The 1,002-nt window shown below is 33.5% G+C and carries 1 protein-coding gene and 1 pseudogene; one reads left to right on the forward strand and one right to left on the reverse strand.

Annotated features, from left to right (window positions below; translation table 11 throughout):
- The first annotated feature begins 127 nt into the window (after nucleotides 1-127).
- Nucleotides 128-346 carry a YgaP family membrane protein gene (locus CDZ78_RS20950; protein WP_087871648.1) on the forward strand — a complete coding sequence of 73 codons (219 nt, stop codon included), beginning with the start codon at nucleotides 128-130 and terminating at the stop codon, nucleotides 344-346.
- A gap of 269 nt (nucleotides 347-615) precedes the next feature.
- Here the strand turns inward: CDZ78_RS20950 and CDZ78_RS20955 are convergent.
- Nucleotides 616-927, reverse strand: a pseudogene (locus CDZ78_RS20955) (ISL3 family transposase); the annotation flags it as partial.
- Nucleotides 928-1,002 lie beyond the last annotated feature (75 nt).

Here is a 1,002-nt window from a genome sequence, read left to right on the forward strand (position 1 = left end):
ATATTTACACCTTTTTTCATCATATACTTGCACAATTTTTATTGCCCTGTATATTTGTAAAGGTTAAATCATGATGATTAAGTCATCTCTTTTCAATATCATATAATAATAAAGAATAGGTAAAACCATGAGCTTTGATTTTAAACGTATGCTTAAATTTGAAATTAATGTTGGCACAAAAGAAAAACAAATACGTCTTTATGCAGGCTGTGCCGCATTATTTATCTCTCTATTTCTAGCTTCTGTACCTTTATTACTTATCGGTTTAATTTTAGTTGCTACTGGCTATACAGTTTGGTGTCCTGTTTATTCAGGACTGGATAAATCAACCGTAAAATCAGAATAGAATCCTTTAAATCTTTGATCAAAAGATGTATTTTGCAGAGCAGACTTTAGTTCGTTACAGGATAGAATCATTGCGCACTAAAATCCGCTCTTGCTCCCTCCACATATAGTTATTAATACACGTTATCATTAAGTAATTTCGCCCGAAACCTACTTTAATAACGATTAAAAAACGTCTTTACTTCCCCCTGCCAAAACAAATCAGTATTATCAACCTAGGAGCAAGTATTATTGAATTCTCGCTCCTTACTATACAGAATAACTTTGGCTCTATGTGAAATACAGTGGGTAGTCGAATTTTAACTTACCACAAAGAAAGTAAATCATATTGATAAAATTATTAATATTACGATAACCTCTTGCTCGTCGTTTGGCCAGTTGGACCTTGCTATTAATTCCCTCAAGAATTCCATTTGTAATCTTTGTTTCAACGAAATGAATAATGCCAGACCAATGGCTCCGAACGGTCTTTACAAACTTCATAAATGCTGAGATTTTAGATTTTTCTACTTCTTCACACCACTGCTTTAGAAAGGCTTCAGCCGATACTTTATCGGGCATTGACCATAAGTCATTAAAAAGCTGAAGTTTCCCAATTATTGAGTAGCTGAAATACACAATGCTGGTGTATCGAGGTTTATTTTAGGTGGTTTTGCC

The sequence above is a fragment of the Bathymodiolus platifrons methanotrophic gill symbiont genome (genome assembly GCF_002189065.1).
GTDB lineage: Bacteria > Pseudomonadota > Gammaproteobacteria > Methylococcales > Methylomonadaceae > Methyloprofundus.